At 71.2% G+C, this 26,935-nt stretch carries 29 protein-coding genes; 15 read left to right on the top strand and 14 right to left on the bottom strand.

Features of this window, described 5'->3' with window-relative positions; all coding sequences use genetic code 11:
• Positions 1–63: 63 nt before the first annotated feature.
• Positions 64–708, top strand: a complete 645-nt coding sequence (locus BZZ08_RS20525; RefSeq protein ID WP_104633759.1) for a TetR/AcrR family transcriptional regulator — start codon at positions 64–66, stop codon at positions 706–708.
• Between the two features lie 429 nt (positions 709–1,137).
• Positions 1,138–2,613 carry a sensor histidine kinase gene (locus tag BZZ08_RS20520; RefSeq protein ID WP_104633715.1) on the top strand — a complete coding sequence of 492 codons (1,476 nt, stop codon included), beginning with the start codon at positions 1,138–1,140 and terminating at the stop codon, positions 2,611–2,613.
• Positions 2,614–2,831: 218 nt separating this feature from the next.
• Here BZZ08_RS20520 and BZZ08_RS20515 read toward each other — a convergent pair whose 3' ends face one another.
• Together BZZ08_RS20515 and BZZ08_RS20510 are read right to left on the bottom strand one after the other, a co-directional pair.
• Positions 2,832–3,089, bottom strand: a complete 258-nt coding sequence (locus BZZ08_RS20515) for a WhiB family transcriptional regulator (protein ID WP_003973730.1) — start codon at positions 3,087–3,089, stop codon at positions 2,832–2,834.
• A gap of 320 nt (positions 3,090–3,409) precedes the next feature.
• The gene (locus BZZ08_RS20510) at positions 3,410–4,378 is read right to left on the bottom strand and encodes a diacylglycerol/lipid kinase family protein (RefSeq protein WP_104633758.1); all 969 of its coding nucleotides are present in this window, start codon (positions 4,376–4,378) and stop codon (positions 3,410–3,412) included.
• 127 nt (positions 4,379–4,505) lie between these two features.
• Here BZZ08_RS20510 and BZZ08_RS20505 point away from each other — a divergent pair, with 127 nt between their 5' ends.
• Positions 4,506–4,958: a hypothetical protein gene (locus BZZ08_RS20505; RefSeq protein ID WP_104633714.1), complete on the top strand. Its 453-nt coding sequence runs from the start codon at positions 4,506–4,508 to the stop codon at positions 4,956–4,958.
• A 45-nt stretch (positions 4,959–5,003) separates the two neighbouring features.
• On the opposite strand, the gene BZZ08_RS20500 is transcribed toward BZZ08_RS20505, so the two are convergent.
• The 3 genes from BZZ08_RS20500 to BZZ08_RS20490 form a co-directional block, all read right to left on the bottom strand.
• Positions 5,004–6,068, bottom strand: coding sequence for an RNA polymerase sigma factor SigF (locus BZZ08_RS20500; protein WP_198601594.1), 1,065 nt, complete (start codon positions 6,066–6,068; stop codon positions 5,004–5,006).
• A gap of 17 nt (positions 6,069–6,085) precedes the next feature.
• Positions 6,086–6,499, bottom strand: coding sequence for an anti-sigma regulatory factor (locus BZZ08_RS20495; RefSeq protein WP_003973726.1), 414 nt, complete (start codon positions 6,497–6,499; stop codon positions 6,086–6,088).
• Positions 6,500–6,749: 250 nt separating this feature from the next.
• The gene (locus BZZ08_RS20490; RefSeq protein ID WP_104633712.1) at positions 6,750–7,010 is read right to left on the bottom strand and encodes a UBP-type zinc finger domain-containing protein; all 261 of its coding nucleotides are present in this window, start codon (positions 7,008–7,010) and stop codon (positions 6,750–6,752) included.
• A gap of 61 nt (positions 7,011–7,071) precedes the next feature.
• On the opposite strand from BZZ08_RS20490, the gene BZZ08_RS20485 reads away from it, so the two are divergent.
• Complete coding sequence (locus tag BZZ08_RS20485) at positions 7,072–8,664, top strand: Na+/H+ antiporter (RefSeq protein WP_104633711.1); 1,593 nt, start codon at positions 7,072–7,074, stop codon at positions 8,662–8,664.
• A 28-nt stretch (positions 8,665–8,692) separates the two neighbouring features.
• Here the strand turns inward: BZZ08_RS20485 and BZZ08_RS20480 are convergent, their stop codons facing one another.
• The gene (locus tag BZZ08_RS20480) at positions 8,693–9,601 is read right to left on the bottom strand and encodes a 1-aminocyclopropane-1-carboxylate deaminase/D-cysteine desulfhydrase (protein ID WP_104633757.1); all 909 of its coding nucleotides are present in this window, start codon (positions 9,599–9,601) and stop codon (positions 8,693–8,695) included.
• Positions 9,602–9,695: 94 nt separating this feature from the next.
• On the bottom strand, positions 9,696–10,274 hold the full coding sequence (locus BZZ08_RS20475; protein WP_104633710.1) for a peptidoglycan recognition protein family protein: 579 nt from the start codon (positions 10,272–10,274) through the stop codon (positions 9,696–9,698).
• A 339-nt stretch (positions 10,275–10,613) separates the two neighbouring features.
• On the opposite strand from BZZ08_RS20475, the gene BZZ08_RS20470 reads away from it, so the two are divergent.
• The 4 genes from BZZ08_RS20470 to BZZ08_RS20455 all read left to right on the top strand — a co-directional run bounded on the left by BZZ08_RS20470 (position 10,614) and on the right by BZZ08_RS20455 (position 14,738).
• Positions 10,614–12,020, top strand: a complete 1,407-nt coding sequence (locus BZZ08_RS20470) for a family 2B encapsulin nanocompartment shell protein (RefSeq protein WP_104633709.1) — start codon at positions 10,614–10,616, stop codon at positions 12,018–12,020.
• Between the two features lie 85 nt (positions 12,021–12,105).
• Positions 12,106–13,266, top strand: coding sequence for a family 2 encapsulin nanocompartment cargo protein polyprenyl transferase (locus BZZ08_RS20465; RefSeq protein WP_104633708.1), 1,161 nt, complete (start codon positions 12,106–12,108; stop codon positions 13,264–13,266).
• Between the two features lie 210 nt (positions 13,267–13,476).
• A complete protein-coding gene (locus tag BZZ08_RS20460) occupies positions 13,477–14,073 on the top strand; it encodes a GNAT family N-acetyltransferase (RefSeq protein WP_104633707.1) in 597 nt (198 codons plus the stop codon).
• 80 nt (positions 14,074–14,153) lie between these two features.
• A complete protein-coding gene (locus BZZ08_RS20455) occupies positions 14,154–14,738 on the top strand; it encodes a dihydrofolate reductase family protein (RefSeq protein ID WP_104633706.1) in 585 nt (194 codons plus the stop codon).
• A gap of 120 nt (positions 14,739–14,858) precedes the next feature.
• Here BZZ08_RS20455 and sodN read toward each other — a convergent pair whose 3' ends face one another.
• A complete protein-coding gene (sodN, locus tag BZZ08_RS20450) occupies positions 14,859–15,254 on the bottom strand; it encodes a superoxide dismutase, Ni (RefSeq protein ID WP_019326937.1) in 396 nt (131 codons plus the stop codon).
• A 145-nt stretch (positions 15,255–15,399) separates the two neighbouring features.
• Here sodN and sodX point away from each other — a divergent pair, with 145 nt between their 5' ends.
• A complete protein-coding gene (gene sodX / locus BZZ08_RS20445) occupies positions 15,400–15,837 on the top strand; it encodes a nickel-type superoxide dismutase maturation protease (protein ID WP_052840747.1) in 438 nt (145 codons plus the stop codon).
• Here the strand turns inward: sodX and BZZ08_RS20440 are convergent.
• The gene (locus BZZ08_RS20440) at positions 15,741–16,370 is read right to left on the bottom strand and encodes a CGNR zinc finger domain-containing protein (RefSeq protein WP_052840746.1); all 630 of its coding nucleotides are present in this window, start codon (positions 16,368–16,370) and stop codon (positions 15,741–15,743) included. The genes sodX and BZZ08_RS20440 overlap by 97 nt on opposite strands.
• Before the next feature lie 98 nt (positions 16,371–16,468).
• On the opposite strand from BZZ08_RS20440, the gene BZZ08_RS20435 reads away from it, so the two are divergent.
• Positions 16,469–17,266, top strand: coding sequence for a class I SAM-dependent methyltransferase (locus BZZ08_RS20435; protein ID WP_104633704.1), 798 nt, complete (start codon positions 16,469–16,471; stop codon positions 17,264–17,266).
• A 63-nt stretch (positions 17,267–17,329) separates the two neighbouring features.
• Here the strand turns inward: BZZ08_RS20435 and BZZ08_RS20430 are convergent, their stop codons facing one another.
• The 3 genes from BZZ08_RS20430 to BZZ08_RS20420 are packed head-to-tail and all read right to left on the bottom strand — an operon-like array spanning position 17,330 to position 20,028.
• Entirely contained in the window at positions 17,330–18,091 is a 762-nt protein-coding gene (locus tag BZZ08_RS20430; RefSeq protein WP_104633703.1) for an amino acid ABC transporter ATP-binding protein, read from the bottom strand.
• Entirely contained in the window at positions 18,088–19,038 is a 951-nt protein-coding gene (locus BZZ08_RS20425; RefSeq protein ID WP_104633702.1) for an amino acid ABC transporter permease, read from the bottom strand. The genes BZZ08_RS20430 and BZZ08_RS20425 overlap by 4 nt, the downstream gene beginning before the upstream one ends.
• A 30-nt stretch (positions 19,039–19,068) precedes the next feature.
• The gene (locus BZZ08_RS20420) at positions 19,069–20,028 is read right to left on the bottom strand and encodes an ABC transporter substrate-binding protein (protein ID WP_104633701.1); all 960 of its coding nucleotides are present in this window, start codon (positions 20,026–20,028) and stop codon (positions 19,069–19,071) included.
• 620 nt (positions 20,029–20,648) lie between these two features.
• Between BZZ08_RS20420 and BZZ08_RS20410 the strand changes: the two genes are divergently transcribed.
• The 4 genes from BZZ08_RS20410 (at position 20,649) to BZZ08_RS20395 (ending at position 24,085) form a co-directional block, all read left to right on the top strand.
• Complete coding sequence (locus BZZ08_RS20410; protein ID WP_104633699.1) at positions 20,649–21,878, top strand: NAD(P)-dependent malic enzyme; 1,230 nt, start codon at positions 20,649–20,651, stop codon at positions 21,876–21,878.
• A 349-nt stretch (positions 21,879–22,227) separates the two neighbouring features.
• A complete protein-coding gene (locus BZZ08_RS20405; RefSeq protein ID WP_104633756.1) occupies positions 22,228–23,193 on the top strand; it encodes a zinc-binding dehydrogenase in 966 nt (321 codons plus the stop codon).
• A 116-nt stretch (positions 23,194–23,309) separates the two neighbouring features.
• On the top strand, positions 23,310–23,519 hold the full coding sequence (locus BZZ08_RS20400) for a helix-turn-helix domain-containing protein (protein WP_059300758.1): 210 nt from the start codon (positions 23,310–23,312) through the stop codon (positions 23,517–23,519).
• Positions 23,519–24,085: a Clp protease N-terminal domain-containing protein gene (locus BZZ08_RS20395; protein WP_104633698.1), complete on the top strand. Its 567-nt coding sequence runs from the start codon at positions 23,519–23,521 to the stop codon at positions 24,083–24,085. The genes BZZ08_RS20400 and BZZ08_RS20395 overlap by 1 nt, the downstream gene beginning before the upstream one ends.
• A gap of 68 nt (positions 24,086–24,153) precedes the next feature.
• On the opposite strand, the gene BZZ08_RS20390 is transcribed toward BZZ08_RS20395, so the two are convergent.
• Both BZZ08_RS20390 and BZZ08_RS20385 read right to left on the bottom strand, forming a co-directional pair.
• Positions 24,154–25,218 (bottom strand): PadR family transcriptional regulator, encoded by a 1,065-nt coding sequence (locus BZZ08_RS20390; RefSeq protein WP_104633697.1) that lies wholly within the window; start codon positions 25,216–25,218, stop codon positions 24,154–24,156.
• 1 nt (position 25,219) lies between these two features.
• Entirely contained in the window at positions 25,220–26,170 is a 951-nt protein-coding gene (locus BZZ08_RS20385) for a DUF4097 family beta strand repeat-containing protein (RefSeq protein ID WP_157953352.1), read from the bottom strand.
• 137 nt (positions 26,171–26,307) lie between these two features.
• On the opposite strand from BZZ08_RS20385, the gene BZZ08_RS20380 reads away from it, so the two are divergent.
• The coding region (locus BZZ08_RS20380; protein ID WP_104633755.1) for a hypothetical protein at positions 26,308–26,935 on the top strand (628 nt) is incomplete at its 3' end.

Genomic DNA, 26,935 nt, shown 5'->3' with positions numbered 1-26,935 from the left:
TACAGAAATGACCGTACAGGAGCCGGGCGGACTTTTTCTAGTGGTCGCTATAAAATGCACTCCATGGTGAGCGGTGAGAAGAGCGAACGGTCCGGGGCACCTGCTCGGAGCGGTGCGGCCAGGACCCGCGGCCGTCCGCGCTCCTTCGACCGGGCGACGGCGCTGGAGGCCGCGCTGCTGGCGTTCTGGGAGCACGGCTACGAGGCCACGTCCGTCTCCGACCTGACACGGGTCATGGACATCGGCGCCCCGAGCCTCTACGCCGCCTTCGGCGACAAGCGCTCGCTCTTCGAGGAGGTCGTCCAGGAGTACGGCGTGCGGTACGGCTCCTTCGGCGACCGCGCCCTCGCCGAGGAGCCGACCGCGCGCGCGGGTATAGAGAGGATGCTGCGCGAGGCCGCCGCCGAGTACACGGCCCCCGGCCGGCCGCACGGCTGCCTCGTCATCCACGCGGCCGCCAACTGCTCGACCGCCGAGGTCGAGGAGTCCCTGCGGCGGCGGCGCAACGCCAACATCGCCGCCATCGAGCGCCGGATCGACGCCGACGTGGTCGAGGGCGTACTGCCGCCGGACACCGACGCCGCAGCCCTCGCCCGGTACACCGGCGCGATGATCCAGGGCATGTCCCAGCAGGCGCGCGACGGCGCGAGCCGGGCGGAGCTGGAGGCACTCGCGGAAATTGCCCTGGCGGTCTGGCCCCGAGGTTGAGCCATCAGGGTTAGGCTTCTGGCGGCTGACCGGACGGTGGTGCGGTCGGCAGAAGTCACCAACGACAAACAACGTCCACCGCATGGACACGGTTAGTGGTCTAGTCCACAATGGTCGGCGAGGCACCGACCGTGTCACTCGCGCAAGGTGATCGTCAGGCTTCCGTCCTCCCCGCACAGGAGGACGGACCGAGGAACCGGAGCTCTCTGCCCTGACTGCCCCGGCTCCTCATCCTTCGGCCGACCGGGACCGCACACCCCACGGCCGATGTTGCTCCGGGCTGCGGTGCCGGGAGGGTTGAGGGTCCCTCTCAGGCGCCGCGGCCCGCGGGTGTTTCCAGGGGTCTTCCGAGCCGCGTCCGAGGGGCGGGGAGCCGTGCGGAGTGGCTGGTTTCGATCACTGTCCGTACCGCCAGGTACGCTCAGCCCCGTGCCCTCCATGAACGAACTCGTACGCCAGCACACCGCGCTCGACGACAGCGACCTCGAGTGGCTCCATCTGCTGGTCTCGGAGTGGCAGCTTCTGTCCGACCTCTCCTTCGCCGACCTGGTCCTGTGGGTCCCCACCCGGGACGGCACGCGCTACGTCTCCGTCGCCCAGATGCGGCCCAACACGGGACCCACCTCCTACCAGGACGACATGGTCGGCCACCTCGTCCCGCGCGGCCGGCGCCCCATGCTGGACGCCGCCCTGGACGAGGGCCGCATCGTGCGCGAGGGCGACCCCGAGTGGCGCGAGGAGGTCCCGGTCCGCGTCGAGTCCATTCCGGTACGCCGCCAGGGCCGCGTCCTCGGGGTCATCGCCCGCAACACCAACCTGCTCACCGTGCGCACCCCGAGCCGCCTGGAGCTGACCTACCTGCAGAGCGCCTCGGACCTCGCCCAGATGATCGCGGCCGGCGCCTTCCCGTTCGAGAACCAGCAGGTCGACATGGACGCCTCGCCCCGCGTCGGCGACGGCCTGGTCCGGGTCGACGGCGACGGCATCGTCCAGTACGCCTCGCCGAACGCCCTGTCGGCCTACCACCGCATGGGCCTGGCCGCCGACCTGGTGGGCCAGCACCTGGGCCGCACCACCGCCGAACTCGCCCCCTCCCGCGGCCCGGTGGACGAGGCGCTCGCCAAGGTCGCCAGCGGCTGGGCGCCGCGCGAGTTCGAGATCGAGGCGCACGACGGAGTGATCCAGTTCCGTGCCATCCCGCTCAAGCCCAAGGGCACCCGCATCGGTTCGCTGGTGCTTCTGCGGGACGTGACGGAACTGCGCCGACGTGAACGCGAGTTGATCACCAAGGACGCCACCATCCGGGAGATCCACCACCGGGTGAAGAACAACCTCCAGACCGTGGCGGCCCTGTTGCGCCTCCAGGCCCGGCGCATCGAGTCCGACCGGGGCCGGGAGGCGCTGGAGGAGGCCGTCCGCCGGGTGGGCTCGATCGCGATCGTGCACGAGACGCTCTCCCAGAACCTGGACGAGCGCGTGGAGTTCGACGAGATCGCCGACCGGGTGCTCGCGATGGTGGCGGAGATCTCACCGGGCAAGGTCACCGGCCGGCGCACCGGGCGCTTCGGCATCCTCGACGCCGAGGTCGCCACCCCGCTGTCCATGGTCCTGACCGAGGTGCTGCAGAACGCCCTGGAACACGGCTTCCGGGACGGCGACACCGGCACGGTCGAGGTCTCCGCGGTGCGCGGCGGTACGACGAAGGAGGCCCGGCTGCTGGTCACCGTCCAGGACGACGGCGTCGGCCTGCCCGAGGACTTCGACCCGCACCGCTCCGGCAATCTGGGCCTGCAGATCGTCCGCACCCTGGTGGAGGGCGAGTTGGGCGGCACCTTCGACATGGTCCCCGCCTCGGAGCGCGGCACCCGGGTGATCCTCGACATCCCGGTGCCCGCGGAGAAGTAGGGCGCACGAGCAGTACGGGCCGTGGGGGCGCAGGGGCACGGGGGTGCAGGGGCGCGGGCACAGCAAAAAGCCCCGGACCGGTGAAGGTCCGAGGCCAGTGCTCGTGCGATACATCGTCCGATGCGCATCGGGGGGTACTGCGCGCTGCGGCTCGGGAGCGGGGGATGCGTACTCGCTGTACGCGCCGCCAAGCTGAGGCTATCAGTAGGGGTGGGTTGTCAGGCGGAGGCCTGACGAGCCCGGTTGCGGGCGGCACGGCGCTTCATTGCGCGGCGCTCGTCCTCGCTGAGACCACCCCAGACGCCGGAGTCCTGGCCGGACTCGAGCGCCCACTGCAGGCACTGCTCCATGACGGGGCAGCGACGGCAGACGGCCTTGGCTTCCTCGATCTGCAGCAGCGCGGGACCGGTGTTGCCGATGGGGAAGAAGAGCTCGGGGTCTTCCTCGCGGCAAACGGCGCGGTGACGCCAGTCCATGGCTGCTACCTCTCCTTGGTATTACATGCTGGGATGCTTGTGAATGTGAACGCTTTCACGAATCCCTCAACAAGGGAAGGGCCTAGCGCCAGGTTCCCTGGCGTGGTCCTGTGGTTTGAAGAGGGGTTCCGGTGATCTGTGGATGCCGGTCCTGCGGGCTGTCCCGATCGCCAAGAAGAGACTCGCAAACCTCGGCGGCGGATACAACCCCTTCCGGAAAGTTTTTTTTGATTCTTCGGTGTCGACTAGGTCACAGCCGTACTTCCATGGGGTGGATCCTGGTCTAAACGTTCGAGTGAAAGGACTTTCGCCCCTTCTGCTCACACAATCACACGCAGTGCACGGCGTACGCCTGTGAACGTCACGCTGGTCCGCAACCCCAGGTGGTCACCGTCCATCTGGAGGGGCAGCGGCACCTTCGAATGCAAGGTGAAGTCGGTCAGATCGTGCAGGGTGACCGCGTGCCGACCGCGCGGCCCGCGCTCGGGGGACGAAGTGAGCAACTGGGTGCCATACCGGGCAACCGAGGCCGTCGACAGCCGGCTGAGGCCGAAGACGTCGAGCGCGGTGTCGAACGACGCCTCGGGGGAGGCGTAGATCGGGCGGTTGCCGAGGAACGTCCACGGGCAGGTGTTCGAAACTATGGAGAGCACCAGATCGGTGACCGGGTCCTCGCCCGCCCGCTCCAGGGTGATCGTCCCGCTGCGGCGGTGCGGCTCGCCGATGAGCTGGCGCACCACCTGGCGGACGTAGAGGGCGTGCGTCGACTTCTTGCCGCGCTCGCGGTGCTGCTCGACGCGGCCGACCACACCGGCGTCGAAACCCAGACCGGCGTTGAAGGTGAACCAGCGGGCCGGGACCGCCTCGTCCTCCGAGCCCGGCGTACCCGACGCCAGGCCCAGGCCGACGGTGCGCTCGCTGCCTTGGCGCAGGGCGTCCAGCAGGGCTCCGGTGGCCTCCACCGCGTGGTTGGGCAGGCCGAGGGCGCGGGCGAAGACGTTGGTGGAACCGCCGGGGACCACCGCGAGGCCGGGCAGGTGCTCGGGGTCGGGTCCCGCGTGCAGCAGACCGTTGACGACCTCGTTCACCGTGCCGTCGCCGCCGAGGGCCACCACCAGGTCGACGTCGTCGCTCTGTGCCGCCTGCCGGCCGAGGTCGCGCGCGTGGCCGCGGTACTCGGTGGTGACCGCTTCCAGCTTCATCTCGCTCGCCAGCGCGTGGATCAGCACGTCGCGCGTGCGCGCACTCGTGGTGGTTGCCGCCGGATTGACCACGAGAAGTGCACGCATGGTGTGCAGGGTACCTACTGGGTGGTACTCGGCCCAGACCGAGGTGAAGATCCCCACCGGCACCCCGTGCGCGTGATACGCCCGACACCCGGGCGGACGCGCGCAGGCCGAGGGCTACCCTTCAGGGGTGAGCAGTGAGCAGACCCCCGCCCCCACCTCCGCGGCCGCCGAAGACGTCGGCCCCCGCCCCGGCCGGCTGACCGCCGCGGCCGCCGTCGCCGCGCTGGAGGGGCTGGCGCTCGTCGTCGGCGGCGCCTGGATGCTCGTGGAGGGCCTCACCGGGCACCCCGACGACCGGACCTCGGCCGTCACCGGCGGCGTCACCCTGATCGTCCTCGCCCTGCTGCCGCTGCTCGCCGCCCGTGGACTGATCGGCCGGAAGGGCTGGAGCCGGGGGCCCGCCGTGATCACGCAGATCATGGCGCTGCCCGTCGCCTACAACATGGTGCGGGCCGACAGCCTGGCCGTCCCGGCGGGCATCGTGCTCGGAGTGGTGGCCGTCGCCGGGCTGGTGCTGCTCGTCAACCCCACCACCACCCAGGCCCTGGGCATCCGGGGACCGGGCGGCGCCGGGAAGTAGCTCCGGGCGCCCGACGACGGCACCCAGGGGCCCCCGGCCCGGCGGCTACTCCTCGACCAGCAGCTTCTCCCGCAGCTGTGCCAGCGTGCGGGCCAGCAGCCGGGAGACGTGCATCTGCGAGATCCCGACCTCTTGCGCGATCTGGGACTGGGTCATGTTGCCGAAGAAGCGCAGGAGCAGGATGCGCTTCTCACGCGGGGGCAGGTCTTCGAGGAGCGGCTTGAGCGACTCCCGGTACTCGACCCCTTCGAGGGCCTCGTCCTCGGCGCCGAGGGTGTCGGCGACCGCCGGGGACTCGTCGTCGGTGTCCGGGACGTCCAGGGACAGCGTGGAGTACGCGTTGGCCGACTCCAGGCCCTCCAGGACCTCCTCCTCCGAGATCGACAGCTTCTCGGCCAGCTCGTGGACCGTGGGGGAGCGGCCGTGCAGCTGGGAGAGCTCCGCGGTGGCCGTCGTCAGGGCCAGCCGCAGCTCCTGGAGCCGGCGCGGGACGCGCACCGCCCAGCCCTTGTCCCGGAAGTGCCGCTTGATCTCGCCGACGACCGTCGGGGTCGCGTAGGTGGAGAACTCCACCCCGCGCTCCGGGTCGAAGCGGTCCACCGACTTGATCAGTCCGATGGTGGCGACCTGGGTGAGGTCGTCCAGGGGCTCACCGCGGTTGCGGAAGCGGCGCGCGAGGTGCTCGACCAGCGGCAGATGCATGCGGACCAGCCGATTGCGCAGCTCCGCGTACTCCGCACTGTCCTTCGTCAGCGTGCGCAGCTCGGCGAACAGGAGGCGCGCACCGCTGCGGTCCTGCGGGTCGTGCCGGGTGACCTGCGCGCCCCGTGCCCCTGGCGCGTGGCCCTCGGAGTGTCGCTCGTGCTCGCTCATCGTCCCGCCCGTCGCCCTTTCCCGAGCCCTCGCCTCCGCTCGGACGGGCCGGACCGGGGTCTCCCCGGTCCGCTGCCCGTCGCCCGGAACGACGGCCTCGGGCGAGGTCTCGTCCTCCGGATGCGGCCGGGCCTGCTCGGGGATGCCGTCGATGCCGTCCGCCGTGCGTCGCGCCTCGTTCGGAGAACGTGTGCCCTCGGCCGGCAGCTCCCGTGAACCGCGCTCTTCGTCCCGCACCGGCCCGTCCCCGTCCCTCACGTCGGCCCGGGTCCCGCGCCGCGCTGTTTGTAGAGGCTGATCGAAACGGTTTTGTCCTCGTCCACGGCGGAGGAGACCTTGCCCGCGAGGGCGGAGAGCACCGTCCAGGCGAAGGTGTCCCGCGAGGGGGCGTGGCCGTCCGTGGTCGGCGCCGAGACGGTGACTTCGAGTGAGTCGTCGACGAGGCGGAAGACACAACTGAGCACCGAGCCGGGCACGGCCTGCTGAAGCAGGATCGCGCAGGCCTCGTCGACTGCGATGCGCAGGTCCTCGATCTCGTCGAGGGTGAAGTCCAAACGGGCTGCGAGGCCGGCCGTCGCCGTACGCAGCACCGACAGGTAGGCACCCGCGGCCGGCAGCCGGACTTCGACGAAGTCCTGGGTCGCGGGCTCGCCTGCGATCTGGGACACCCTCACCTCCAAGGTGGTACAAGCGTTACAGGGCCGAGGGACGCCCCTCGGGATAACGCGATACGTGGTTCAGCGGTGACGTTATCGCGCTCCGAAGTTTCCTGTCCCCGAGACCCCAACCCCATGCTGTCACTCATAGTAAACACGCGAACACGCACAGTGGCTAGGGGGTGGGCGGGCTCAAATCGGAAGAGCGCGCGCCGGGTTGACGTACCCAGACGTCAGACGGTCGAACCGTCCCGGGCAGAGGTCACACGAGGACGTGATCGACGAAGCACCAGCGCCAGCTCTCCCCGGGCTCGAAGGTCCGCATCACCGGGTGACCGGTCTCCTTGTAATGCGCCGTCGCGTGCTGCCTGGGCGAGGAGTCGCAGCAGCCGACATGGCCGCAGATGAGACACAGCCTCAGCTGTACCGGGTCCGTGCCCTCGGCCAGGCACTCCGGACAGGTCTCGCCGCACGGCTCCGGTTCCGGGTGCGGCAGCGCGTCGGCGTGCGTGCACTGTTTCATGATTGCCAGGTTACGACGGGCGTGCGGATGACCGCGCGGAATACGAGGGCGGGCGAGGACCATGGACGTGATGCCGCTGCTGTTGCTGGTGGCGGGCAGCGCGGCGATCGCCGCGGCGGGGCGGCGCGTGCCGGTGCCGGCGCCGCTGCTGCTGGTCGCGGCGGGCCTGGCGGTGAGCTACCTGCCCGGCGTGCCCGACTACACCCTCGACCCGCACATCGTCCTGCCCCTGCTGCTGCCTCCGCTGCTCCACACGGCGGCCACCGACAGCTCGTACCTGGACCTGCGGGCGCAGGCGCGGCCCGTGGCGCTGCTGTCCGTCGGCTACGTGCTGTTCGCCACCTTCGTCGTCGGCTGCGCCGCCTACGTCATCGTGCCGGGCCTGCCGCTGACCGCGGCCCTGGTGCTCGGCGCGGTGGTGGCGCCCCCGGACGCCGTCGCGGCCACGGCGGTCGCCCGTCGCGTGGGGCTGCCCTCCCGGATCACCACGATCCTCCAGGGCGAGTCCCTGGTGAACGACGCCACCGCCATCACCGCCTTCAAGGTGGCGCTCGCGGCGGCCGTCGGCGAGGGCGCGACCTGGGCCGGCGGGATCGGCGAGTTCCTGATCGCGGCGGTGGGCGGCGTCGGCGTCGGACTGGTCCTGATGGTGCCGCTGCACTGGCTGCGCACCCACCTGAAGGAGGCGCTGCTGCAGAACGCGCTCTCCCTGCTGATCCCGTTCGTCGCCTACGCGGTGGCCGAGCAGGTGCACGCCTCGGGGGTGCTCGCGGTGGTCGTCGTCGCGCTCTACCTCGGGCACCGCGCGTGGGAGGTCGATTTCGCCACCCGGCTCCAGGAGGAGGCGGTGTGGAAGATGGTGGCGTTCGTCCTGGAGTCGGCCGTGTTCGCCCTCATCGGACTCCAGCTGCCCGTCGTCCTCAAGGGCTTGGGGGACTACGAGGGGATCGACGCCGCCTGGTACGCCCTCGCCGTGTTCCTGGTGGTCGCCGTGGCGAGGTTCGTGTGGGTGTACCCGGCGACCTACCTGCCCCGGCTGTCGGCACGGGTCCGCGCGCGCGAGGGCGACCTCTCCTGGAAGGGGCCGTTCGTGATCGGCTGGGCCGGGATGCGGGGCGTGGTCTCCCTGGCCATCGCCTTCTCCATCCCGCTCACCGTGCACGGCGGCGAGCCCTTCCCCGAGCGCAACCTCGTCCTGTTCCTCACCTTTACGACCGTCATCGGCACGCTGGTCGTCCAGGGCGTCAGCCTGCCGCCGCTGATCCGGCTGCTGAAGTTCCCGGCGCACGACGTGCAGGCCGAGACGCTGGCGGAGGCCAACGCGCAGGCGCAGGCCTCGCGGGCCGCGGAGCGGCGCCTGGACGAGCTCCTGGCCGACGATCGCAACGCCCTGCCGACCCCGCTCGCCGACCGCCTGCGCACGGTCCTGGAGCGCCGCCGCAACGCCGTCTGGGAACGGCTCGGCCAGGTCAATCCCGTCACCGGCGAGACCGTCGACGACACCTACCGGCGGCTCTCCAGGGAGATGATCAGCGCCGAGCGCGAGGTCTTCGTCCGGCTGCGGGACGGCCGCTACATCGACGACGAGATGCTCCGGACACTGCTGCGCCGGCTGGACCTGGAGGAGGCGGCGGCCTACCGGGAGACCACCTGAGCGCGCGCACCGGCGCGGCGGCCGCCGCTCAGGGGAACGGGCGGCCGGTGACGACGGCGGCCAGGGTCGTCCCGCGCGGGAAGGCGCCCTCCTCGGTGAGGGCGAGCAGGGCGTACAGCAGCTTCGCCACGTAGACGCGCTCCACGGGCAGGCCGTGGCGGCGTTCGAAGTCCTCGGCGAAGGCGTCCAGCCCGGGCGTCGTGCGGGCGTAGCCGCCGTGGTGGAAGCGGTCGTCCAGGCTCCAGGCGCCGCGCGGCCCGCCGAAAGCGTGTTCCTGCAGCCGCCGTATGTCGCCCGCCAGGAAACCGCCCCTGAGCACGGGTATGCCGAGGGCCCGCCGCCCCCGGGGAAGTCCGGCGGCCAGCCCGGCGAGGGTGCCGCCGGTGCCGCAGGCGACGGCGGCCACGTCGGCGTGTTCGCCCAGTTCCTCGCCCAGGGCGCGGCAGCCGCGCACGGCCTGCGCGTTGCTGCCGCCCTCGGGGACGACCACGGCGTCCTCGGCGTCCACCGCGCGCAGGAGGGCCGCGAGGGTCTCCGGTTCGGACTTGCGCCGGTACGTCGCGCGGTCGACGAAGTGCAGCCGCATCCCGTCGGCGGCGCACCGGGCCAGCGAGGGGTTGAGCGGGCGGCCGGCCAGCTCGTGACCGCGGACCACGCCCACCGTGGGCAGCCCGAGCAGCCGGCCCGCGGCGGCCGCGGCCCGCAGGTGGTTGGAGTAGGCACCGCCGAACGTGACGACGGCTCGGCCGCCGGCCGTGGCGAGAGTCGGCGCCAGTTTGCGCCATTTGTTGCCGACCAGCTCGGGGTGGATCAGATCGTCCCGCTTGAGCAGCAACCGGACACCGTGCCGCTCGAACCGTCCGTCGGCCACCTCGTGCAGGGGCGAGGGCAGACGGGGCCGCAGGGCGGCGAGGTCGGGGGTGTCGGTGCCGGTCACCCCGTCATTGTCGCGCCGCCGCGCGGCGGACACCTCACGTCCTTCGCGCCCCGGTCACTCGGGCCGGCCTCCGGTCACTCGGGCCGGTCCCGGATCACTTCAGCCGGTCCCGGATCCGCTCCCGCATCGACGCCATCGTGAAGCCGCGCGGGTCCACCTTCCCCGGCTGCCACTCCAGGTGACCGATGACGGACCGCTCGTTCCAGCCGTGGTGGCGGCACACCGCCGCGGCGGCCCGCTCGACGGCCTCCAGCTGCGCCGCCGGCCAGGGGTCGTCGCCGTCGCCCAGGTTCTCGCACTCGAAGCCGTAGAAGTGCCGGTTGCCGTCGGTGTTCGCCTCGTTGTCCCGCGGCAGCGCCTTCTCCGCGATCACCGCGCGCAGGACGTCGTCGTCGCCGAGACCGGCGTGATTGGCCCTGCCGTACCCGACCAGGTGGACCTTGCCGTCCTTGGTGACGACGCCGTGGCACAGGGGGCCGGGCAGGCTCTCGTGGCCCGTGCGGCAGATGTCCACCGTCCGCGCGCTGCCCCTGGTGACCGTGTGGTGGATCATCACACCGTGCACGGGGCCCCAAGGGCCCTTGTGGTTGCGGTTGTGGTCCCGCCAGTCGCCGACCTCGACGACGGTGAGGCCCTCCGCCTTCAGTGCCTTGAGGAAACTGCTCGCGGACATGGGTGAGGCCACGCTCGGCTCCTTCACGCTGCGTGACGGCCGCCCGGTGCCACCGCCTCGTACGGAGCTTGTACCGACACGGAGCACCACCTATTACTTGCTCGGTCCGTGTGCGAATCGTTTCGGCCAATCTCATCCCGGCCAGGGGTGCCCAACCGTGGCCGGACGGAGCCGGGCAAGTCGCCGAGACGCCGGACAAGCCCCCATATCTGCCCCGGCCGCACGTGATCCATTCCCGCTCTTTCGTGTAATAGCACCGGCACGCTCCGTGAGGAAGGCTGGTCCATGCACATCGATGCCGGGCGTAGCCGTCCGGCATGACCGGGAGGGCAATTCCTTATGTCGGTAGGCGAAGAGGTCCGCACCGAGCAGACCAGGCCGCAGCAGAGCCTCGGCACGGCGGCCGCGCGGAACCTGGCCACCACCACCAAGTCCGTTCCCCAGATGCAGGAGATCAGCTCGCGCTGGCTGCTGCGCTCGCTCCCCTGGGTGGACATCCAGGGCGGCACGTACCGGGTCAACCGGCGTCTGACCTTCGCCGTCGGCGACGGTCGCGTGACGTTCGTGAAGACCGGCGACCGCGTCGAGGTCATCCCCGCGGAGCTGGGCGAGCTGCCGGCCCTGCGTGCGTACGCGGACGACGAGGTCCTGTCGGAACTCGCGCAGCGCTGTGAGCAGCGGGAGTTCGGCCCCGGCGAGGTCATCGCCTCGTTCGGCGGCCGGGCCGACGAGGTCTACCTGCTGGCGCACGGCAAGATCGAGAAGGTCGGCACCGGTCCCTACGGCGACGACGCGGTGCTCGGCGTCCTCGCCGACGGCGCCTACTTCGGCGACCAGGCGCTCCTCGACGGGGACGCCATCTGGGAGTTCACCGCCCGCACGGTCACCGCCTGCACGGTGCTGGTGCTGCCCCGCCAGGAGGTGGAGCAGGTCGCGGAGCGGTCGGACTCGCTGCGCGAGCACCTGGAGCAGCGGCGCTCGATCCCGGAGCAGCGCACCAACAAGCACGGCGAGAAGGAGATCGACCTCGCGGCCGGCCACACCGGCGAGCCGGACATCCCGCACACCTTCGTCGACTACGAGGCCCGGCCCCGTGAGTACGAGCTGAGTGTCGCCCAGACCGTGCTGCGCATCCACTCGCGCGTGGCTGACCTGTACAACCAGCCGATGAACCAGACCGAGCAGCAGATCCGGCTGACGGTCGAGGCGCTGAAGGAGCGTCAGGAGCACGAACTCATCAACAACCGTGAGTTCGGCCTGCTGCACAACTGCGAGTACGACCAGCGCATCCAGCCGCACGACGGCGTCCCCGGTCCGGACGACCTCGACGAACTGCTGAGCCGCCGGCGCGGCACCAAGCTGCTCCTCGCCCACCCGCGCGCCATCGCCGCCATCGGCCGCGAGCTCAACAAGCGCGGTCTCGTCCCCGAGACGATCGACGTCGCCGGGAACCGCATCCCGACCTGGCGCGGTGTGCCCATCTACCCGTGCAACAAGATTCCGGTCACCGGTGCCCGTACGTCGTCGATCATCGCGATGCGTACCGGCGAGCAGGACCAGGGTGTCATCGGTCTGCGGGCCACCGGCATCCCGGACGAGATCGAGCCGAGTCTGTCGGTCCGCTTCATGGGCATCAACGAGCAGGCCGTCATCAAGTACCTGGTCACGGCCTACTACTCGGCCGCCGTCCTGGTACCGGACGCGCTCGGCGTCCTGGAGAACGTCGAGATCGGCCGCTGGCGGTGACGCCACTGTCCCGAACACCGTGTCCCCGCCCTCCCGGGCGGGTACACCCCCGGGGTACGGACGGGCCCAGGGGGAAGGTGAGTCCATGACGGAGACCTCGCGCGGCGCCACCGCGACGCGCCGTCCCACCGGAACGCCGGAAAGGCACACGCCCATCGGCACGCAGCGCGAGAAGGAGCCGGGGGAGCCGTCCGACGGACAGGGACAGGCGGTGGCCGAAGGGCACGAGGCAGCCGTACTGCTGAGCGAGTCACGGGCGTCGGTCGACCCCGAACTGCGGTCCGCCATCGCCTCGCTGCCCGAGTCGATGCGCCGGATCGCGCTCTACCACTTCGGCTGGCAGCACGCGGACGGCACACCGGCGGCGGGCAACGCGGGCAAGGCGATCCGCCCCGCGCTCGTCCTCACCGCGGCGACCGCGCTCGGGGGGTCGGCGGCCCGCGCGGCGGCCGGCCGGGCCGCCGCGGCGGTGGAACTGGTCCACAACTTCACCCTGCTGCACGACGACGTGATGGACCGGGACGCCACCCGGCGGCACCGGCCGACCGCGTGGACGGTGTTCGGCGACGCCGACGCGATCCTCGCCGGGGACGCCCTCCAGGCGCTCGCCCTGCGGCTGCTCGCCGCGGACCCGCACCCGGCGTCCGCGGCGGCGGCCACCCGGCTCGCCGACTGCGTCATGGAGCTGTGCGAGGGCCAGCACGCGGACACGGCCATGGAACGGCGCCCGCCGGGCGAGGTCACGCTCGACGAGACGCTCGCCATGGCCGAGGCCAAGACGGGCGCCCTGCTGGGCTGCGCCTGCGCCCTCGGCGCGCTGTACGCGGGGGCGGCCCCGGAGGACGTCGAGGCGCTGGACGCCTTCGGCCGGGAGGCCGGGCTGGCCTTCCAGCTCATCGACGACGTCATCGGCATATGGGGCGACCCGAGCCACACCGGCAAGCCGGCCGGCGCGGATCTGGCCGCCCGCAAGAAGTCACTGCCGGTCGTCGCCGCCCTGACCTCCGGCACCCCGGCCGCCGCCGAACTGGCCGAGCTGTACGCGGCACCGTACGACGAGGGCAAGGAGGACCTGGAGCACACCGCCCTGGCCGTGGAGCGGGCCGGCGGCCGGGACTGGGCGCAGGCCCAGGCGGCCGACCGGATGGCGAGGGCCATGCAGGAGCTGGCCCGTGCCGTGCCCGAGCCGGAGGCGGCCGGCGGCCTGCTCGCGCTGGCCGAGTTCGTGACCCGGCGCAGCACCTGAGCGCCGCCACGCAAGACCCCGGAGCCCGTGCAGGGCCGTACGGCACCTGACCGACGTACGGCCGCACCGCCGACGGCTCCGGTCCGGCGGGTCCCGCACTTCCCCACGGTGTGCGGGGCCCGCCTCTCTGTCTCTCCCACTGGGGTGCGGGCCCAGCGGCTAGGCTCAACCGCCGTATGCGCAAGCGGTGTTGAGTCGGAGGGGCGAGGCATGGGTGTGGTGATCCGGACGGCGGGGGAGGACGACCGGGATCTGGTCGTCCGGTTGCTGGACGAGGCTTTCCAGGACGATCCGGTGAGCAGTTGGGTCTTCCCCGGCGAGGAGTACCGGCGCCGGACGCACCACCGGCTCATGGCCGCGTTCGCCGACGCCGTCTTCGCCGACGGGCACATCGACCTCACCGAGGACGGTGCCGCCTGCGCGCTGTGGCTGCCGGTCCCGGCGGACGAGCCCGAGGACGCCGAGAGCGCTCCCGCACAGCTCCGCCGGGCCGTCGACCCGGAGAACGAGCGCGTGGAGCTGATAGCCCGGCTCACGGGCGGCATCCACCCCACCGGCCGGGCCCACGAGTACCTGTGGATGATCGGCGTCGTCCCCGGGCGGCAGGGCGAGGGGCTGGGCGCCGCGCTGATCGAGAGCGTCCTCGACCGCTGCGACCGCGAAGGGCTGCCCGCCTACCTCGAGGCGAGCAGTGCCCGCGGCAAGGTGCTGTACGAGCGTCTCGGCTTCGAGTTCACCGGCCGGGCCCTGGACCTGCCGGACGGTCCCCGTATGTGGCCGATGTGGCGAGAGCCGCAGACCCTGTAGTCCCCTCATTCAATCCGCTCCCCAAGCCACTACGGCTAGAGTACTGTGACTGTAGTGGTCAACGCGAAGGGGAGACCGGTTTGCGCAAACTCACATACTTCATCGCCTGCTCGATCGACGGCTTCATCGGCGGCCCGGACGGCGACGCGTCGTTCATGGTCCCGTTCGTCGACGAGGAGTTCTTCGAGTTCCTGAAGTCGGAGTACCCGGAGACACTGCCGACCCACGGCCGTCGGCCGCTCGGCATCGACGACCTGCCGAACAAGCGGTTCGACACGGTCGTCCAGGGGAGGGTCAGCTACGACCTGGCCCTCAAGGAGGGCATCACCAGCCCGTACGCGCATCTGCGCGAGTACGTCGCCTCGCGCACGCTCACCGAGTCGCCCGACCCGAACGTCGAGATCATCTCGGCGGACCTGGTCGGCAGGGTCAGGGAGTTGAAGGCGGAGGACAGCGCCTTCGACATCTACCTGTGCGGCGGCTCGGCCGTCGCCGGCGAGCTGGCCGACGAGGTCGACGAACTGGTCGTCAAGACCTACCCGGTGGTGCTCGGCACCGGCATGCCCATGTTCGCCTCCGGCTTCGAGGTCACCGAGTTCGTGCCGGACTCGGTGCGGACCTTCGGCAACGGCGCCGTGGTGCGGACGTACCACCGGAAGCGCTGAGCCGCCGCCCTCCCCGACCCACGCCGAAGGGGCCCGGCCATGGTGGCGGCCGGGCCCCTTCGGGCTGTCCTGCGGCCTGCGATGGTGCACCGATCGCCGGCCCCGGGATGCTGACGTTCGTCAGGCCTTCTTGGTCTCCCAGAAGATCTTGTCGATCTGGGCGATGTAGTCCAGGGCCTTCTGACCGGTCGCCGGGTCCTTCGAGGCCTTGGCGGCAGACAGGGCCTTCAGGGTGTCGTTGACCAGCTGGTGCAGCTCCGGGTACTTCTCGAAGTGCGGGGGCTTGAAGTAGTCGCTCCACAGCACGGAGACGTGGTGCTTCGCCAGCTCGGCGCGCTGCTCCTTGATGACCGTGGCGCGCGTCTGGAAGTGCGGGTCGTCGTTGCCGGCCATCTTCTCCTGGACGGCCTTCACCGACTCCGCCTCGATGCGGGCCTGGGCCGGGTCGTACACGCCGCAGGGCAGGTCGCAGTGGGCGCTGACCGTGACCTTGGGGGCAAACAGGCGGGAAAGCATGAAGCGTTCCTTCCTCGTGATCGTCTTCTCAGGGGGGACATTACTCCCTGGGAGGCCCGATTTCGCGAGTGCCCCCGTGGGCTTAGGACAAAAGTCCGGGGTGAGACTGAGACTGGTGGAGGAAAGACCGGGGAGGTGCCGGGTGATGCCGGAGCAACTGTCGCAGGAGACCGAGCGTGCCAGAGGGGCGTTGCCCTTCGGGCCGGCCGAGGTGACCGGGCCGTCGATGGTGCCCACGCTGCACCACGGTGACGTGCTGCTCGTGCACTGGGGAGCGCGGGTCCGGCCGGGTGACGTGGTCGTACTGCGGCACCCCTTCCAGCAGGACCTGCTCGTGGTCAAGCGGGCGGCCGAACGGCGCGGGGCCGGCTGGTGGGTACTCGGGGACAACGCGTTCGCGGGCGGGGACAGCACCGACTACGGGGTGGTCCCGCAGGACTTGGTGCTGGGCAGGGTCCGGTTCCGCTACCGGCCGCCGCGGCCGGGTCAGCGTTCGCCGCTCGCCGTGGTCCGCTGGGCACTGTCGGCGGTCAGGCCGGTGCTGGCCGACCGGTCCGCCTCCAGGCGCTTGCGGGCGCGGTAGGCCGCCACGTTGGCGCGGGTGGCGCAGCGGTCGGAGCAGTAGCGCCGGGAGCGGTTGGTGGAGGTGTCCAGGTAGGCGTTGCGGCAGGGGGCCGCCTCGCACAGGCCCAGCCGGTCCACCCCGTACTCGGTGAGGTGGAAGGCCAGGCCCATCGCCGCGATGGCGGCGAAACCGGCGGTCGCGTTGGAGGGGTGGTCCGCCAGGTGCATGTGCCACAGCGGGCTGCCGTCCTCCGCGCGGTGGTCGTGCCCGGAGATCTGCGGGCTCACCGGGAACTCCAGGAGCAGTGAGTTCAGCAGGTCCACGGCGAGGGTCTCGTCGCCGCCGTCGGCCGCCTCGAAGACCGCGCGCAGCCGTCCCCGGACCGAGCGGAACCGGGTCACGTCGGCGTCGGACGCGCGCCGGGCCGCCGACTGATTGGCGCCGAAGAGCTCACGGACGGCCTCCACCGAGGTCAGGGAGTCCTGGCCGCGCGACGGTTCCTCGGTGTTGACGAGACGTACGGCGTAATCCGAGTAATAGGCCAGTTCCACTTGTAGTCCTTACGAAGGGGCTCTAGGGTCGTGCCTGCGGTCAGGTAACAGCTGATCGTGCTTCCAGGGTATTACGCGAGGCAAATCGGAGGGGCTCGATGACGAACGCGGACACCACCACGGCCACCACGACCACCACGACCGCCGCGGCGGGTGCCGACTGGCAGGCCTGGCAGCACAGCTGGGACCGGCAGCAGGAGTGGTACATGCCGGACCGCGAGGATCGGTTCCGGATCATGCTCGACATGGTCGAGGCGCTCGTCGGCCCCGCGCCCCGCGTGCTCGACCTGGCCTGCGGCACCGGCACCATCACGGCCCGGCTGCTCGCCAGGTTCCCGGAGGCCACGAGCACCGGCGTGGACCTCGACCCCGCGCTCCTCGCCATCGCCGAGGGCACCTTCGCGGGCGACGAGCGGGTCTCCTTCGTCACCGCCGACCTCAAGGACCCCGACTGGCCGTCGAAGCTGCCGTACGACGCGTACGACGCCGTGCTGACCGCGACGGCCCTGCACTGGTTGCACGCCGAACCCCTCGCGGATCTCTACGGGCGGGTCGCGGAGCTGGTCCGCGACGGTGGTGTCTTCATGAACGCGGACCACATGATCGACGACACGACGCCCAGGATCAACGCGGCCGAGCGCGCCCAGCGGCACGCGCGGATGGACGCCGCCAAGGGCGAGGGCGCGCTGGACTGGTCCGAGTGGTGGCAGCTCGCCGCCAAGGACCCGGCGCTCGCCGGGCCCACCGCCCGCCGCTTCGAGATCTACGGCGAGCACGCCGACGGCGAGATGCCCTCGGCGGCCTGGCACGCGCGCGTGCTGCGCGAGAAGGGCTTCGGCGAGGCGCGGCCGGTGTGGTGCTCGCCGTCGGACACCCTGCTGCTGGCGGTCAAGTAGGACCACACGCCGAAGGGGCGGTACGGAGATCCGTACCGCCCCCTGGCCTCTGCTCGCCCGGTCTCAGAGGACCTTGGACAGGAACGCCTTCGTCCTCTCGTGCTGCGGGTCGGTCAGGACGTCGCGCGGGTTGCCCGACTCGACCACCACGCCGTTGTCCATGAAGACCAGGCTGTCGCCGACCCCGCGGGCGAAGCCCATCTCATGGGTGACGACGACCATCGTCATGCCGGACTCCGCGAGGTCGCGCATGACGTCGAGGACGTCGCCGACCAGCTCGGGGTCGAGCGCCGAGGTCGGCTCGTCGAACAGCATCAGCTTCGGGTCCATCGCCAGGGCCCGTGCGATGGCGACGCGCTGCTGCTGGCCGCCGGAGAGCTGCGAGGGGTAGTTGCCGGCCTTGTCGGCCAGGCCCACGCGCTCCAGGAGGGCCCGTGCGCGGTCCCTGGCCTGGCCCCGGCTCATGCCCTTGACCTGGACCGGCGCCTCCATGACGTTCTCCACGGCCGTCATGTGCGGGAACAGGTTGAAGCGCTGGAAGACCATGCCGATGTCCCGGCGCTTGAGGGCGACCTCGCTGTCCTTCAGCTCGTAGAGCTTGTCGCCCTTCTGGCGGTAGCCGACCAGCTCGCCGTCGACGTACAGACGCCCGGCGTTGATCTTCTCGAGGTGGTTGATACACCTGAGGAAGGTGGACTTGCCGGAGCCGGAGGGGCCGATGAGGCAGAACACCTCGCCCTGCTTCACCTCCAGGTCGATGCCCTTGAGGACCTCGACGGCACCGAAGGACTTGTGCACTCCCTCGGCCTTGACCATGGCGGTCATGCCGCACCTCCCGGCGTGCTGGAGCGGTTCGACAGGGAGAACAGGTTCGCCCTGATCTTCTGCAGCGGGGTGGGCGGCAGACTGCGGCTGGAGCCGCGGGCGTAGTAGCGCTCCAGGTAGTACTGGCCGACGCTGAAGACCGAGGTCAGCAGCAGGTACCAGGCCGCCGCCAGGAAGAGCATCTCGGCCGGGGCGCCCGAGGTCTGGCCGATGTCCTGGGCGACCCGGAACAACTCGGCGTACTGGACGACCGACACCAGGGAGGTCGTCTTCAGCATGTTGATGACCTCGTTGCCCGTCGGCGGCACGATCACGCGCATCGCCTGCGGGACCACGATCCGGCGCAGCGTCTTGGCGTGGCTCATGCCGAGGGCGTGCGCCGCCTCGGTCTGGCCCTCGTCGACCGCGAGCAGACCGGCGCGGCAGATCTCCGCCATGTACGCGGCCTCGTTGAGTCCGAGACCGAGCAGCGCCGTCAGGAACGGCGTCATGAAGTCCGACCACTCGTCGCGGTAGAACGGGCCGAGGTTGATGTACTCGAAGACCAGGCCCAGGTTGAACCAGACGACGAGCTGCACCAGGACCGGCGTGCCGCGGAAGAACCAGATGTAGAACCACGAGATGGACGAGGTCACCGGGTTCTTCGAGAGCCGCATCACGGCGAGCAGGATGCCGCCGACGACGCCGATCAGCATCGCGAGGACGGTGATCAGCAGCGTCTTGCCCATGCCGGTCAGGACGCGGTCGTCGAAGAAGTAGTCCGGGATCGCCCCCCAGTTGATCTTGCCCTGGGAGAACGCGTAGACGACCGCTGCCAGCAGCGCGATCGCGACGACCGCGGAGACGTACCGCCCGTAGTGCCGGACCGGGATGGCCTTGATGGCCTCCGGGCCGGCCGGCGGGGTGTCGGCGGGGCCGCCCGCCGTCTTGTCTATGTCAACAGTCATGGATGTTGCCTTTCAGTGCCCGCCGCGCGGTCACTTGCCGCCGTTGATGGTGGCCTGGGTGACGGCGCCTTCCGCCACGCCCCACTTCTCCATGATCTTCTTGTACTCGCCGTTCGCGATCACCGCGTCCAGCGCCGCCTTCAGGGCGTCCCGCAGCTGCGCGTTGTCCTTGGCGACCGCGATGCCGTACGGGGCGGCCTCGACCTGCTCGCCGACGATCTGGAAGTCCTTGCCGCCGCCGGAGGTCTTCACCGCGTACGCCGCCACCGGGAAGTCGGAGGAGCCGGCGGCCGCGCCGCCCGCGCGCAGGCGGGTCTGGGCCTGCTGGTCGTTGTCGAAGGCCTCCATGGAGATCTTCTTGCCGGCCGGGCACTTCTCGTTCTCGGCCTTGGCGAGGTCCTCGGAGACCGTGCCGCGCTGGAGCACGAGCTTCTTGCCGCACAGGTCGGACCAGGTCTTGATGCCCTGGTCGTCGCCCTTCTTGGTGTAGATCGAGACACCGGCGGTGAAGTAGTCGACGAAGTCGACGCCCTGGCCGACCTTCTTGCCGGTGTCGGAGTCGATGCCCTCCTGGCGGTCCTTGGTGTCGGTCATCGCGGACATCGCGATGTCGTACCGCTTGGAGCGCAGACCGGTGATCAGGGTGTCGAAGGTGCCGTTCTCGAACTCGAACTTCACCCCGAGCTGCTTGCCCAGGGCGTCCGCGAGGTCCGGGTCGATACCGGTGGTCTTGCCGGAGTCGTCCTTGAACTCGACCGGGGCGTACGCGATGTCGGAGCCGACCTTGATGGTGCCCTTGTCGCGGATCGACTGCGGCAGCTTGTCGGCCAGCGGAGCACCGCTCGCGGACTGGTTGTCGCCGCCGGAGTCGCTGTTCTCGGTCTGGTCGCCGCATCCGGTGAGCAGCAGAGCGCCTGCGACCGCGATCGCACCGACCGCTGCTAGCCGGGAGTGCGCGGCGGTCGTACGACGGGTGGAGCGTGCGGTCATGGTGGTTCCTCCGGCGGATGAGGGAGTTGCCGATGGGACGGGACGCCGGCCGGGGACCGGCCGGTGCCGTGGGTCGACGAGAGCACACACCTTCGAGTGCCGCGACCTCGTGCGATTACGGCATCTTGCCATTCGGACTCGGCCGTTCAGGGGGGCCGTCATGTCAAAATCGGATAACGGGTCAGCCCCCGAACCGCACCAGGTCGGTACATCACGACCGAACCTTTACGGGAATCTGCCCCTCCGGCCGGAAGATCTGCGGAATTTCTCGTTATCCGAGCATGGATCGCGGGCGGACGGGGCCGTCGAAGGTGGCGTCCGCGGCTCTGTCAAGAGGGGCCGGGAGGTTGTCCGGAACCGCGGCTATGAGCCATGTCACCGACATGCGGCGTTCGGGGTCCGGGATGTGAGCTTGCGCTTATCGGACTCGTCGCGGGAGGCGTCCGTCGGGTAAGAAGGTTCTTTACACCCCTCATCAGGGGCTCAGGGCGCGTGTGCGGCGCGCCCGTCGCGCAGGGGCCCGCGTGGCCCAGACAGCCATCTCCCTGTGCGGTGCCCGCCCATTCCTCACCAGGAGTGGACAAACCCTCAAACCATGAACTCTTAAGGGGTAAGACAAAGTGGCAGCGGAGATCGTCAATCCTCGCAGCGACAGCGAAGCCGGTGCGGAGCAGGGGGAGGGCGCCGAGCCGCTCGACTCCTTCGACCCCGCGTTCGCGCTGCACCGCGGCGGCAAGATGGCCGTGCAGGCCACCGTGCCGGTCCGCGACAAGGACGACCTGTCCCTGGCGTACACGCCCGGCGTCGCGAAAGTGTGCAGCGCGATCGCCGAGCAGCCCGACCTCGTCCACGACTACACCTGGAAGTCGTCGGTCGTCGCGGTCGTGACGGACGGCACGGCGGTGCTGGGACTCGGTGACATCGGGCCCGAGGCGTCCCTTCCCGTGATGGAGGGGAAGGCCATCCTCTTCAAGCAGTTCGGCGGAGTGGACGCGGTCCCGATCGCCCTGGACTGCACGGACGCCGACGAGATCGTCGAGACCGTGGTCCGGCTCGCGCCCTCGTTCGGCGGCGTCAACCTGGAGGACATCTCGGCGCCGCGGTGCTTCGAGATCGAGCGCAAGCTCCAGGAGCGCCTGGACATCCCGGTCTTCCACGACGACCAGCACGGCACGGCCGTCGTGACGCTGGCCGCCCTGCGGAACGCGGCGCGGCTGAGCAAGCGGACGCTGGGTGAGCTGCGGGCGGTGATCTCGGGAGCGGGCGCGGCCGGGGTCGCCATCGCCAAGATGCTGGTGGAGGCCGGTATCGGGGATGTCGCGGTCGCCGACCGCAAGGGTGTCGTCTCCGCCGACCGGGACGACCTGACCCCGGTCAAGCAGGAGCTGGCTTCCTTCACCAACAAGGCCGGGCTGTCCGGCCCGCTGGAGGCGGCCCTCGCGGGTGCCGACGTCTTCATCGGCGTCTCCGGCGGTACGGTGCCGGAGCCGGCGGTCGCCTCGATGGCCGAGGGTGCCTTCGTCTTCGCGATGGCCAACCCGAACCCCGAGGTGCATCCGGAGGTCGCCCACAAGTACGCGGCGGTCGTCGCGACGGGGCGCTCGGACTTCCCGAACCAGATCAACAACGTGCTGGCGTTCCCGGGCATCTTCGCGGGCGCGCTGCAGGTGCGGGCTTCGCGGATCACCGAGGGCATGAAGCTCGCGGCGGCCGAGGCGCTGGCCTCCGTGGTGGGGGACGACCTCGCCGCGGACTACGTCATTCCGTCGCCGTTCGACGAGCGGGTCGCGCCGGCCGTCACGGCGGCGGTGGCGGCGGCGGCCCGGGCGGAGGGGGTTGCGCGCCGGTGACGGTGTGAGCCGCCCTGTGTGTGGCGTGTGGTGAGCGGCCTCGTCCTTGGTGGACGGGGCCGCTCGTCTTTGGGTGGCGGGTGGCGGATGGCGGGTGCGGTGCGCTCGTGCTCGGCGGGGGTGGGGGCGCGGGCCGGCGCTGGCCGGGTGCCGCTGCGCCCACCCGTGCCGCCCCAGCGGCACGACTGCCCGCAGCTACGGGGGGCGGGGGGCGCGACTGCCCGCAGCTACGGGGGCGGGGGCGGGGGTGGGGGGACGTCCGCGGTTGTGGTGCGGCTGTGTGCAAGAGGGGGTGTGTCACACGGTGCTGTGGTTCCGGATGGGCGGTGTGGAACCTATCGTCAAGGTCATGTTCGCTGTCTACGCCGCCCGAATCGACCGCGACCAGCCGCTGGCCGGCCTGGAGTTGGGAGAGCTTCCGGCTCCCGAGGCCCGGCCCGGCTGGAGTGTCGTCGATGTCAGGGCCGCTTCCCTTAACCACCACGACCTGTGGTCCCTGCGCGGCGTCGGCCTCCCCGAGGACCGGCTGCCGATGATCCTCGGCTGCGACGCGGCCGGGATCGACGCCGACGGCAACGAGGTCGTCCTGCACTCCGTGATCGGCCAGACCGGCCACGGGGTCGGCCCCAAGGAGCCCCGCTCCATCCTCACCGAGCGCTATCCGGGGACGTTCGCCGAGCAGGTCGCCGTGCCGACCTGGAACGTCCTGCCCAAGCCCAAGGAGCTCTCCTTCGAGGAGGCCGCCTGTCTGCCCACCGCCTGGCTGACGGCGTACCGGATGCTGTTCACCAACGCCGGGGTGCGTCCCGGTGACTCGGTGCTGGTGCAGGGCGCCGGCGGCGGGGTCGCCACGGCCGCGATCGTGCTCGGCAAGGCGGCGGGGCTGCGGGTCTTCGCGACCAGCCGGGACGAGGCCAAGCGCAAGCGGGCCCTGGAGCTCGGTGCGGTGGAGGCCGTCGAGACCGGTGCGCGGCTGCCGCAACGGGTGGACGCCGTGATCGAGACCGTGGGCGCCGCCACCTGGTCGCACTCGATCAAGTCGCTCCGGCCGGGCGGCACGCTGGTTATCTCCGGTGCCACCAGCGGTGACCGGCCCTCCCACGCCGAGCTGACCCGGATCTTCTTCCTGGAGCTCAAGGTCGTCGGCTCCACGATGGGCTCCAAGGACGAACTGGAGGACCTGCTGTCCTTCTGCGCCGCCACCGGTGTGCGGCCCGTCATCGACGAGGTGCTTCCGATGGACCGGGCCCGCGAGGGGTTCGAGCGGATGGCCTCCGGCGGTCAGTTCGGCAAGATCGTGCTCAGCAACTCCTGACGCGTTTCCCCACGTACGGCGGGTCCGGTTCCCCGGGCCCGCCGTTCGCGTTCGCGCGCGGCCTTCATGTGTCAACCAGGGTTGACATTCGTGGGATGTCAACTTACGTTGACAGTATGAGCGAAGCAACGGATCTCGCCACGCGTGCGGGTGACCGCGATCCCCGGATCGGGCTGCGAGCCGTCGCCGCCCTGCGGAAGCTGGTGGAGCAGCTGGAGGCCGTACAGGTGCGCAGCGCGCGGCAGCAGGGATGGTCGTGGCAGGAGATCGCCACGGAACTCGGGGTCAGCAGGCAGGCCGTGCACAAGAAGTACGGGAGGCATTGATGTTCGAGCGATTCACCAAGGACGCCCGCGCGGTCGTGCAGGGGGCGGCAGGACACGCCGAGGAGGCGCGGGCGGGGACCGTAGAGCCCGAGCACCTGCTGCTCGCCCTGCTGGACCGGGAGGGCAGTCGCGCCTCCTTCGCGCTGGCGGCACTCGGCGTCGGCGGGCACCGGGAGGCGGTACGTCAGGCGCTGCGGGACGCGCGGCGCCGTGCCGGTCTGTCGCAGTCCGAGACGGAGGCCCTCGCCGGACTGGGGATCGACGTCACGGAGATCGTCGCCAGGGTGGAGGAGGCCCACGGCGTGGGGGCGATGTCCGCCGACGACCGGAAGGCCGGGCGCCGGTGGTCCGGACACCGGAGCTTCAGCCGGGGCGCCAAGGAGGTCCTGGAGAAGGCGCTGCGGGTCGCCGTCGCCCGCCGCGACCGGCACATCGGGGACGAGCATCTCCTCCTCGCCCTGGCCCTGCGCCCCGGTGTGCCCGCCGAGGTGCTCGCCGACCACGGGGTGACCCACGCCTCGCTGACCAGGGTGCTGGGCGACGGCGCCGGGGAGGCCTGCGCCTGACCGGCGCCTCCCCGGTCGCGCGGCGCCCCTGAGGGGATGGCGGGGCGCCGTGTCGTGTCCGGCCGGGCTCAGGCCTTCGGCGTGCGCAGGATCGCCCCGATGTGGGCCGCTGCCTCCGACAGGCGGCGGCGAGTGTCGCGCAACTGGTCGGCCGTCACCCCGTGGTCCCGGGCCGCGTCGCGAATGTCGTCCCGGAAGCGGTCGAGCAGCCGGTCCAGGTCACGGGCCGGGTCGCCGGTCGACTCCGCGGCGTCCTCGTGCGCCCAGCTCGGGGCGTATCCGGCGGGGAAGTCCTCGGGCGTGACGGAGTACTCGGGCCGGGGGGAGGTGCTCCCGGTGTCGGTGCGGCCGAAGCCCCAGTCCTTGCCGAACTCCTTCCCGAAGTCCTTGCCGAAGTCGCCGACCTCCTTGGCCAGTTCGCTCAGCCCCTCGCGCAGTCCCGTCGGCCAGTCACCCCGCGAGAAGTGGTCCTGCACCTGTTCCTGCACGCGCTGGGCGATGCGCTGGACCTCCTCCTGCGCCTGGGCACGGGCCCGCTCCTGGGCCTCCTTGGCCTGGCGCCGGGCCCGCTGTGCCTCGTCGCGGGCGCGGCGGCTCTCGTCCTTGGCGCGGCGGGCCTGCTCCTTCCACTCCTGCTTGACCCGCCGCATCTCCTCCTTGGCGGCCCGCCAGGCCTCCTTCTCCTCGGCGTCTCCGGCACCGTCGGCGGAGCCGCTGCCCTCGTCGTGCGCTCCGGAGGTGCCCCGACGGGCCGCGGTGGCGGCGGCCCGCATCTCACGCCGCAGATCGCCGGCCGCGCCCCGCACGTCGGCCCGGATCTCGGCGGCCAGCTCGGCGACCGACTCGCGGATCTCCAGCTCCAGATCGGCCAGCTCACCGCTGCGGTCGGCCAGCTCGGCACGCCCGGCGTCGGTGATGGCGTACACCTTGCGGCCGCCCTCGGTGGTGTGGGTGACCAGGCCCTCCGCCTCCAGCTTGGCCAGGCGCGGATACACCGTGCCCGCGGACGGGGCGTACAGGCCCTGGAAGCGTTCTTCGAGGAGCCGGATCACCTCGTACCCGTGGCGCGGGGCCTCGTCCAGGAGCTTGAGGAGGTAGAGGCGGAGGCGGCCGTGGGCGAAGACGGGGGGCATGTCAGAGCACCTTCTTGTCGGTCGTGCCGTCGGAAGGGGCGTCGGTGGCGCCCTGGTCCCGGACGGAAGCGGAATTGTCCCCCGAGTCGCCCTGCGTCCGGCCCGCCGGGTCGGAGTCCTCCGGCTCCCGCTCCCACGGTGTGTCGTCGGCCGCCGGACGGCGGAGCAGGGCGATCGAGCCGGAGACCGTGGTGGCCTTCAGCCGCCCGTTGCCCGCGCCGAGCCGGCCGGTGATGCGCTTGGCCCCCCACTGGCCGCCCACCCGGAGGTCCTCGAAAGCGCTGCTGACCATGCCGCTGGCCGTGTTCGCCTCGACCTGGGCGTCGGCCGGCTGGGGAAGCCGGATGGCGATCTCGCCCGAGACGCTGTTCAGGCTGATGTCGGTGGGGCCACCGGCCGGGTGCAGGTCGACGATCATCGACCCGCTCACCGAGTCGGCCCGCACGGAGGAGCCCGCCTCGACCACCGTCAGGTCGCCGGAGACGGAGTGGAAGCGGAGGTCGCCGGTGAGGGCCTGGGCCTCCACGTTCCCCGAGACGGTGTCCGCCCGGACGGGGCCCGCGAGGCTCACCAGGGTGGTGTCCCCGGAGACGCCCTTGACCTCGGCGGGTCCGTCGAGACCGGAGACCACGGCCGCGGCGCTGACCGCGCCCACCTCCACCCGGGTGCCGGTCGGCACCGCGAGGGAGACCACCGCGCTGCGGCGCCAGCCCTTGCGGTCCAGCCACTTGAGGAAGCCCTTCCAGGGCAGGTCCTCGTAGGCCACCGTGAGCACGCCGTCCCGGTGGGTCACGATGAGGGGTGGTCCCTCGATCTCGGAGACCTCCAAGCGGGCGGAACCTTCGTCCGTGCCCACCACGTTCACCGTTCCGCTGACAATGCGTACGTGGAGCCGGCTCACGGACTCGTCGAAGGTGAGCTTCCTGGGCTCCGCGACGGACCACTCGGACATGGTGCAGACCTCCTCGACCGAACGCGCCATATCGCGTCCCTCGCAATTCACGATATATCGCGGACACGGAAAGTCAAGACACCCGTTCTGGTGATCAACGATCGGCCGGGCGGGCCGACCTGCCCTAACTTGTCACTATGTCGACGGAAGAGTCCATGTCCGCTCCCGCTCCCGGCGCCCTGCTGCTCTGCCGCGCCGAGCCGGACTCCGTCGCCGCCGTCGCACCCCTGCTGGGCGAACCGATGCCGCTGGTCCGGGCCGGTGACGGGTGGAGCGTGCTGGTGCCGGAGGGCGGGCCCTGGCGGGACGGGGGAGAGCCGGTCGACCGCGTCGTCACCGGCTGGGCCGCGGCGCTCGCCGTCGGAGCCCCCTGGCCCGTACTCGCCCTGTGGTGGGACGCCGACCGGGCCGGATACACCCTCGCGTCCGGATTCCGCCGCCCGGTGGGATACGTGTGGCTCGCGAACGGCACGCCGGCCGGCGAGGACGAGGCGATGCGCACCTTCGCCGCCCGGCTGGGCCTGGACCCGGTCCTGGACGCGCAGTCGCTGGACCGGCTGACCCGGACCGATCCGGACGCCGGTCGCGAACCCGGGGCGGCCCGGGCGGGTGCCGGCGCCCGGGCCAGGCTGCGCGGACTGCTCGCGGTGCTCACACGCGCGGGGATCACCCTCCCCGCCGGGCTCGACCCCGGGGAAGGCGCCGACCGCCTCGGCGCGGCCGCCCGCGCCGTGCCCGGAGTGCGTTGGACCGAGGCCGCCGGAC

It is taken from the genome of Streptomyces sp. MH60 (genome assembly GCF_002939385.1).
In the GTDB taxonomy this organism is placed as follows: Bacteria; Actinomycetota; Actinomycetes; order Streptomycetales; family Streptomycetaceae; genus Streptomyces.
Note: the sequence above shows the minus strand (reverse complement) of the source record. Positions and strands in the feature narration are given on the sequence as shown.

Bases quoted from the DNA above. Each gene is read 5' to 3' on its own strand.
- BZZ08_RS20465 (WP_104633708.1), top strand. From the start codon at position 12,106: ATGACGGAGACCTCGCGCGGCGCCACCGCGACGCGCCGTCCCACCGGA.
- BZZ08_RS20470 (WP_104633709.1), top strand. From the start codon at position 10,614: ATGTCGGTAGGCGAAGAGGTCCGCACCGAGCAGACCAGGCCGCAGCAG.
- BZZ08_RS20510 (WP_104633758.1), bottom strand. From the start codon at position 4,378: ATGCGTGCACTTCTCGTGGTCAATCCGGCGGCAACCACCACGAGTGCG.
- BZZ08_RS20430 (WP_104633703.1), bottom strand. From the start codon at position 18,091: ATGACCGCCATGGTCAAGGCCGAGGGAGTGCACAAGTCCTTCGGTGCC.
- BZZ08_RS20485 (WP_104633711.1), top strand. From the start codon at position 7,072: ATGGACGTGATGCCGCTGCTGTTGCTGGTGGCGGGCAGCGCGGCGATC.
- BZZ08_RS20460 (WP_104633707.1), top strand. From the start codon at position 13,477: ATGGGTGTGGTGATCCGGACGGCGGGGGAGGACGACCGGGATCTGGTC.
- BZZ08_RS20400 (WP_059300758.1), top strand. From the start codon at position 23,310: ATGAGCGAAGCAACGGATCTCGCCACGCGTGCGGGTGACCGCGATCCC.
- BZZ08_RS20390 (WP_104633697.1), bottom strand. From the start codon at position 25,218: ATGCCCCCCGTCTTCGCCCACGGCCGCCTCCGCCTCTACCTCCTCAAG.
- sodN (WP_019326937.1), bottom strand. From the start codon at position 15,254: ATGCTTTCCCGCCTGTTTGCCCCCAAGGTCACGGTCAGCGCCCACTGC.
- BZZ08_RS20490 (WP_104633712.1), bottom strand. From the start codon at position 7,010: ATGAAACAGTGCACGCACGCCGACGCGCTGCCGCACCCGGAACCGGAG.
- BZZ08_RS20475 (WP_104633710.1), bottom strand. From the start codon at position 10,274: ATGTCCGCGAGCAGTTTCCTCAAGGCACTGAAGGCGGAGGGCCTCACC.
- BZZ08_RS20395 (WP_104633698.1), top strand. From the start codon at position 23,519: ATGTTCGAGCGATTCACCAAGGACGCCCGCGCGGTCGTGCAGGGGGCG.
- BZZ08_RS20405 (WP_104633756.1), top strand. From the start codon at position 22,228: ATGTTCGCTGTCTACGCCGCCCGAATCGACCGCGACCAGCCGCTGGCC.
- BZZ08_RS20515 (WP_003973730.1), bottom strand. From the start codon at position 3,089: ATGGACTGGCGTCACCGCGCCGTTTGCCGCGAGGAAGACCCCGAGCTC.
- BZZ08_RS20420 (WP_104633701.1), bottom strand. From the start codon at position 20,028: ATGACCGCACGCTCCACCCGTCGTACGACCGCCGCGCACTCCCGGCTA.
- BZZ08_RS20425 (WP_104633702.1), bottom strand. From the start codon at position 19,038: ATGACTGTTGACATAGACAAGACGGCGGGCGGCCCCGCCGACACCCCG.
- sodX (WP_052840747.1), top strand. From the start codon at position 15,400: ATGCCGGAGCAACTGTCGCAGGAGACCGAGCGTGCCAGAGGGGCGTTG.
- BZZ08_RS20435 (WP_104633704.1), top strand. From the start codon at position 16,469: ATGACGAACGCGGACACCACCACGGCCACCACGACCACCACGACCGCC.
- BZZ08_RS20525 (WP_104633759.1), top strand. From the start codon at position 64: ATGGTGAGCGGTGAGAAGAGCGAACGGTCCGGGGCACCTGCTCGGAGC.
- BZZ08_RS20385 (WP_157953352.1), bottom strand. From the start codon at position 26,170: ATGTCCGAGTGGTCCGTCGCGGAGCCCAGGAAGCTCACCTTCGACGAG.